We start from the raw sequence: 6,175 nt of genomic DNA, 5'->3' as shown, positions 1-6,175 counted from the left end.
CGCCGACTCCGTGGCGGCGGCTGCGCGGCGGGTGGAGGCGGGCGTCGCCGAAGCGGAGCTCCCCCCGCTGCGGAGCCCGGAGGCGCGGCCGGACGCGCCGATGGCCGTACCGGGCGCGTTCCTGCGCGGGAGGCTGGACCGCACGCACTGGCTCACCTTCGGCTACGGGCGCGCGGAGCTGCCGCTGCTGGCGCAGGAGCTGCCCCTCCCCACGTCGCGCTCCGGCGCCAACCCGGTGGTGTACGCCACGGGCGACCGGCTGGTGATGAGCGGCTTCGACTGGGGACAGAACACCGGGGCCGCGTACGGGGGCGCGGCGTACGCCACGGTGGACGAGGTGGGCGGCGGGCGGGTGATCCTCTTCGCGGAGGACCCGCTCTTCCGCGGGGTGTTCGACGCGCCGGCCGGGCTCCTGGCGAACGCCATCTACCTGGGGGCGCGGGGGCGGTAGGGGCACCGTACGCAAAAAGAAAGGGGGGAGGAGCCGCGCGGCTCCTCCCCCCTTTCCCGTCCGGCGCGGAAGGTCAGGCCTTCCGGTCGATGCACTGCTCGAACTGCGGGTTGTTCTGCTCGTCGAACGGGATCGGGAAGGCCACGTCGTTTCCGTAGGTCCCGTCCGCACGCCTCGGCAGCTGGTCGTCCGGCACGGCCGACGAGCCGAGCGCCGGTCGGTACAGAAGCCGCGAGTAGACCCCCGTCGGGAACACCGTCTCCGGGTTCCGCTGATACTGCCGGACGAGCCGGCGCATGTCGCTCAGCCGGTTGGCCGTCAGGTATAGCCAGAAGGCGCGCTCCCGGAAGTGGAGGTCCTCCCGCTCCTTCTGGGTCATGGCCGACACGTCGGCCGCGACGAGCGGGGGAAGACCGACGGTGGCGCGGATCTCGTTGTGCTTCGCAACGAAGGTGGCCACCCCCGCCGCTCCGCTGCGGAGCGCCGCCTCGGCCTCGATCAGCCGGGCCTCGATCCCGCTGGCGAGCACGACCTCGCTCCCCCGCTCCGGGTACTTGAGCTGGAAGAAGTGGGCGAACGGAGCGTCCACCGCCCGGGAGTTCGTCCGGGTGTACGGCACCCGCGGATCCTGCGAGGCCCGGCTCTGCGACGAGCCCTGGCGGAAGACGAGGCCGTTCCCGCCCTCGTTGCTCGCCACGCCGTAGCGGCGGGTCCCGAAGGTGACCTGCCAGACCCCGTTGATCTGGCGCGTCGTGTTGTCGGAGTGCTCCACCAGGTAGCGGTAGCCGGTGGGGACCCCCTGCACGGCGGCAGCCGCGTCGGCGAACCGCCCCTGGTCCAGGAGCACACGCGCCCGCCCGATCCGCGCGAGGTTCTGCTGCGGGGCGGACTTCGCGGTCGTGGCGAGGGCCAGCCCCTGGTCGAAGCGCTGGAGCGCGGTGGTGAAGATCTGCTCCGTGGTCTGCGGCGCGCCGAACTCGAAGGAGTCGTCCTCCTTCAGGCGGCTGAAGGGCACGCCGGAGCAGTAGTTCTCCCCGAAGAAGACGTACGTGTACCCCGCGAGGTTCGTGACCTCCGCATGGGACGCGGTGTTCGGAGCCCCGGCGGCGAAGAGGTCGGCGGCCGCCTCCGCCGCGCGCCGCGCGCGGTGCAGGTTGCGGAAGACCGTGGTCATCCCGGAGTTGTCCACTTCGATGCTCCGCTTGTCCACCTCGCGGCGGGTCCCGAAGGTGCCCGAATGGTACATCTCGTCGGTGAAGAGGCCCACGGAGGCGATCAGGGCCTCCGTGTTCAACCCCTGGCCGCTGAAGCCGACGGCGAAGTCGCCCAGCACGCCGTTCCGCACGCCGGGGAGGTTCGCGGGATCACGAACGACCGACGCCGGGACGACGTCCGGATCGCTCACCTCCAGGATGCTGTCCAGGCTGCACCCCGCCAGCGGCAGTGCGAGAGCCCCCGCGAGGGCGAGCCGCGGGAGGGGGCGGCGCCCCCTCCGCGTCGATGATGTATGGATGATCGGCATCTCGATTCTCATCCTCGCCATTAGAAGTTCACGTCGATTCGGGCCGTGTAGTAGCGGACCGGCGGCTGGTTGTGGTAGTCCGCGGAATCGAAGTTCCGCTGGCCGAAGGTGTTCACCTCCGGATCGAGGCCACGGTAGTCGGTCCAGGTCTTGAGGTTCCGGCCGGAGAGCGTGAGCCGCAGTCCGCTGGTGCCGAAGCGCTGGGTCAGGTTGTCGGGGACCGAGAACGAGAGCGAGAGCTCGCGCAGCTTCACGAAGTCGCCGTCCTCGATGTACGGTGCGACGTTGCGGCCGAAGACGTTCCACGCGATCCATCCCGCCTGGTCGTCGATGGTGGCCTTCTCCTTCACGTACGTCTCCTCGCAGACCATCTCCCAGGCGCAGCGGTCCATCCGGGTGTAGTTGAGCACCTTGTGTCCGCCCTTGTAGTCAAGCAGGCCCGAGACGCGCACCACGTTGAAGAGCGAGACGCTGGAGGTGAACGACGCCTCCCGGGTCGGGAAGGGCGCTCCCATGAACACGGCCGTGTCGCCCTGGGTGATCTCCGAGAGCTGAAGGAACCCGTCGCCGTTCTCGTCGGAGTAGGTGAGCGGCCTCTGCCAGAACCCGCCCAGGGGGAAGCCCGCCACGTGCCTCTGGCTGAACGCGAGGAAGATCGGCTCCACCCCCTCGCCGAGCTCGACCAGCTCGTTCTGGTTGGTGGTCCCGGTGACCGTGGCATCCCACTGGAAGCGGGCACGGTCGATCAGCCGGGCGTTGAGCACGGCTTCCCACCCGCTGTTGGTCACGCTCCCGATGTTCTCGAAGCGCGTGGTCACCGCGCCCACCGAGGGGGCCAGGCGGCGGCGGATCAGCGCATCGTCGGACTGCTTGTCGTAGCGCGTCAGCTCGAGGCCGATCCGCTCGCCGAAGAAGCTCGCGTCGAGGCCCAGCTCGATCTCCGTGGCGATCTCCGGCCGCAGGGCCCGGTTCCCCGCCCCCGCGAGGGTGATGGCGGGCACGTCGGAGCCCGCGGCCTTCGCGGACACGGGCTCGAAGAAGGTGATCGCGTCGCGGAAGCTGGGGCGCAGCCCCGACTGGCCGTACGCGGAGCGCAGGCGGAGGCTGCTCAGGAAGCCCGCCTGGGGGAAGAAGGGCTCCTCCGACACCACCCAGGAGGCGCTGAGGGACGGGTAGGTGACGAAGCCGATGTCCGTGCCGAACGCGCTGTTCTGGTCGCCGCGCACCGAGCCGGTGAGGAAGAGCCGGTCGTTGATGGCGAACTGCTGCTGGACGTAGGCGCCGAAAGTGGCGTTCTCGACCGTGTTCTCGTTCACCCTGAAGAGCCGGGTCGTACCGCCGAGGGACTTCGTCCCGGGGACGACCCCCACCCCGCGGCCCCGCGTGTCGTGGTACTCCTCGCGGTGGAACTGCAGCCCCGTGGAGGTGGTGGACGCCACGTTCTCCCGCGGCGAGAACTTCCCCGTCACGTCGAGCGTGTGGGTGAGGTTTGTCGTCTCCACGCGGTTGGACTCGCGGATCCCTGCCAGGACGTTGGGACCGAGCCGGTCCGTGACGTTCGGACGGTTGAAGTAGTCGTCGTGCCGATTGACCTGGTCGAGGCCGCTCGTACCCACGATGCTCAGCCACTCCAGCGGCTGATAGTTGGCGTTGACGCCCACCGTCAGCCGCCTGACCTCCTGTCCCGACAGCTGCTCGAAGAACTCGGAGGGCCGGATGTCGTACCAGCCGCCCCGGCTGAAGTTGATGGTGTCGGGGTGGCCCAGGTTGCCGTTCAGGTGGACGCCGCCGAAGTTGTTGTCGTTCTGCGGAAGGATGACGTCGCTGGTGACGTAGCCGCCCTTGATGGCCAGGTTCAGCTTCTCCGTCACCCGGCTGGTGAGGTTCGTCCGGAGGCTGATCCGGTCCAGTTCGTTGATCCTGAAGATTCCCTGCTCCTCCTCCAGGTCACCGGAAACGTAGTACGTCACCGCGTCGCTCCCGCCCGAGACGCTCGCCCCGTACTTGTGGCGGCGTCCGTCCACGAAGGGAGTGGTTTCCGGGTTGCGGAGCGCGTTGAACCGGACGAGCGGCCCGACCTCGCAGAAGTCCATCCCCTGGTCCACGACCGAGCAGAACCGGCCCTGGTCGCCGGCGAGATCGACGCCGAAGTCGTCGCCGACGTTGTCGGGGTACGCGTTCCGCTCCTGGATGGTGCCCTGCTCGGTGTACGCGCTCCACCGCGGCTTGCCGGAGCGCCCGCGCTTGGTGGTGATCTGGATCACCCCGTTCGCGGCGGCGGTGCCGTAGAGCGCCGCGGCCGCGGGCCCCTTGAGCACCTCGATGGACTCGATGTCCTCGGGGTTGATGTCGTTCAGGCGCGACGGGCTCTGCCCACCCGTGGCGATGGTGAACGACTCGGCGTTGTCGTTGGCCCGGACGCCGTCGACGATGATGAGCGGGTCATTGGACAGGGAGACGCTGTTCGACCCGCGGATCCGGACGCGGGCGCCGGTCCCCGTCGTGCCGCCGCTCTGCAGGACCGTCACACCGGCGGAACGGCCCTGGAGCAGCGAGGCCATGTTGTTGACCGCCGACATCTCCACCTTCTCGGTGTTGATGGTGCTGACCGCGTTCCCGAGCTCGCGCTGGCGCTGCTCGCGGCCGCTGGCGGTGACCACCAGGCCCCCGATCTCCAGCGCGGAGGAGGTGAGCGTGAAGTTCGCCGTCGCCGTCCCGCCCTGCGGGACGGCCACCGTCTGCGTGCGGGTGTCGTACCCGATCCGGGTGGCGCTCACCTGGACGGAGCCGGAGCGCACGCCCGCGAGGCGGTACGAGCCGTCCTGCCCGGTCACGGCCCGCGCGGTGCCGCCCACCACCAGGACCTGCGCCCCGGCGATCGGCTGCTGCTGCTGGTCCGTGACCCGGCCCGTGATCGTCTCCCCGCCCTGCGCGAGCGCCTGGACGGGGAGACTGGCGACCGCCAGGGCGATCGCGAGAATCCAACGAATCTTCGACATGCTGGCTCCTTGTGTTGCCGGTGACCCATGACCGACAGGGGGAACTGCCGCGGAGGCGGCCATCCCTGCGGCGGGAAGCCGCGGGTGCGCTGCCTTCGCTCGAACCGGGTTCGCCTCCTTCAACCTCCTTTGTCAGAGATGAAGCAGCCGCACTGCACGAGCCGTATGGACGGACAGGACCGGCTCCCCGGGCGCCGTGCGGGACGATGGCGGCGGGGCGCTGCCGCTCGGGACCGCGAAGGCGCCGAGGCCTGCAGGGGCGCGCGGTGAATGGCGCAACAGGTCCCCTGGCAGAGTAACTGCGGCGGCCCGAGCTTGTCAACGGCCTGCACGCGGAAGAAACAAACGGCGCCAGGAGAGGGTCGCTCGGCCGGCAGGGCAGGGCCGGGAAGGGTGCCGCATCTGCCTGAAACCGCTGGACCTGGGAGCCGTAGGGTTGAGCGGCTCCCGCCCCGCGCAGCCGCGGAGGGGCCGACACGCCGGGCCGGCTGCCGGCGGGGCGGCACGAAGTGCTTTGTCGCCCCGGACGCCGGGCGTATCTTGCGGCTCGCGAGGCGAGCTCGCCGCACGGTTATCACCCGAGAGGGGGAGGACGGCATGGTGGACGGGACCCGCAGTTCGCTGGTGGAGCGCATGATGGGCGCGGCGACGCTGAACGTCGCGACGTACGAGGAGGTGGAGGCCGACCGCACGGCGACGGGACAGGCGGCGGCGGTGGTGGCCATCGTGGCGGTGGCCTCGGCCATCGGCGCGGCCGACGGCGGGATCGGCGCCATCATCGGCGGCCTGATCACGGCGTTCGTCGGCTGGCTCATCTGGTCGGGGATCACCTACCTGGTGGGGACCCGCCTCTTCGGCGGCACCGCCGACTGGGGCGAGCTCCTCCGCACGCTCGGCTTCGCCCAGTCGCCCGGGGTGCTCTACGCGCTGGGGATCATCCCCCTGCTGGGCGGGCTGATCCGCTTCGCGGTGATGATCTGGATCCTGGTCGCGGTGATCATCGCCATCCGGCAGGCGCTGGACTTCTCGACCGGGAAGGCGGTGGCGACGGCGCTCGTGGGGCTGGTGGCCTGGATCGCGTTCGCGATCCTGATGGCGATCGTCACCGGCGGCATGGCGCTCCTGGGCGGGCTCTTCACCTGACGCACCGGGGGCGCCGCGCCCGCGGCGCCCCCGGCCGCTCCCTCCTCCGCCTCCCCCGCC

4 protein-coding genes are annotated in these 6,175 nt (G+C 70.4%); 2 read left to right on the top strand and 2 right to left on the bottom strand.

Annotated features, from left to right (window positions below; genetic code table 11):
• A partial coding sequence (locus VGR37_09590; GenBank protein ID HEV2147641.1) for a hypothetical protein occupies nt 1-451 on the top strand: 451 nt, incomplete at its 5' end.
• 73 nt (nt 452-524) lie between these two features.
• Here VGR37_09590 and VGR37_09585 read toward each other — a convergent pair.
• Nucleotides 525-1,973, bottom strand: a complete 1,449-nt coding sequence (locus tag VGR37_09585; GenBank protein ID HEV2147640.1) for a hypothetical protein — start codon at nt 1,971-1,973, stop codon at nt 525-527.
• 20 nt (nt 1,974-1,993) lie between these two features.
• A complete protein-coding gene (locus tag VGR37_09580; protein HEV2147639.1) occupies nt 1,994-4,972 on the bottom strand; it encodes a SusC/RagA family TonB-linked outer membrane protein in 2,979 nt (992 codons plus the stop codon).
• Nucleotides 4,973-5,569: 597 nt separating this feature from the next.
• Here VGR37_09580 and VGR37_09575 point away from each other — a divergent pair.
• A complete protein-coding gene (locus VGR37_09575; protein ID HEV2147638.1) occupies nt 5,570-6,115 on the top strand; it encodes a YIP1 family protein in 546 nt (181 codons plus the stop codon).
• Nucleotides 6,116-6,175 lie beyond the last annotated feature (60 nt).

Source organism: Longimicrobiaceae bacterium, from assembly GCA_035936415.1.
Classification (GTDB): Bacteria; Gemmatimonadota; Gemmatimonadetes; order Longimicrobiales; family Longimicrobiaceae; genus JAFAYN01.
This window is presented reverse-complemented; position numbering and strand designations above follow the sequence as displayed.

Coding starts and splice junctions, on each gene's coding strand:
- VGR37_09575 (HEV2147638.1), top strand. CDS start 5,570: ATGGTGGACGGGACCCGCAGTTCGCTGGTGGAGCGCATGATGGGCGCG.
- VGR37_09580 (HEV2147639.1), bottom strand. CDS start 4,972: ATGTCGAAGATTCGTTGGATTCTCGCGATCGCCCTGGCGGTCGCCAGT.
- VGR37_09585 (HEV2147640.1), bottom strand. CDS start 1,973: ATGCCGATCATCCATACATCATCGACGCGGAGGGGGCGCCGCCCCCTC.